Below are 533 nucleotides of genomic sequence, written 5' to 3' on the forward strand. Positions count from 1 at the left end.
TCCGGTCTGTCGGCAAATATTTCGATCGATTGAACCTTGTTGTCCTGATTGAAATAGAGCTGCGATTCTTCGAGCGGCATGAGCACGATTGAGGCGTCATATTCTGACATGCCAATCTCAAAAATGGCAGTCACCGGGTAGGATTTGACCCGTGGCGCCATCCCAAGCGGCGTCACATCGCCATCAGGAGAAATCAACGTCAGCCGGTCACCGAGGCCCAAGCCCATATTCTCGGCCATGCGCGTACCTATTGCTACGCCGCCTGCGGTGTTAAAACCCTGAAATGTGCCCTGCCGCACGTTCTTTGCCACAAGTTGCAGCTTGGCGATATCGTCTTCGCGCAAACCGCGGACAAGCGCGCCTGATCCGGCCCCCACATTGCCTTTGGCCAGGACCTGGCCTTCGACGACGGGGATGGCAAAAGATACGCCTGGCACGGCATCGACACGCTTGATAACAGCGTCAAAATCATCCAATGGCCGATCCATTGGCTGCATGATGACATGGCCGTTGATTCCGAGAATTCGGGTCAA

At 55.2% G+C, this 533-nt stretch carries 1 protein-coding gene; it reads right to left on the minus strand.

Annotated elements, in window-relative coordinates; genetic code table 11:
• The coding region (locus ACTJI9_RS22450) for an ABC transporter permease (protein ID WP_440811032.1) at positions 1-533 on the minus strand (533 nt) is incomplete at both ends.

The sequence above is a fragment of the Phyllobacterium sp. 22552 genome, assembly GCF_052044585.1.
GTDB classification, from domain to species: Bacteria; Pseudomonadota; Alphaproteobacteria; order Rhizobiales; family Rhizobiaceae; genus Phyllobacterium; species Phyllobacterium ifriqiyense.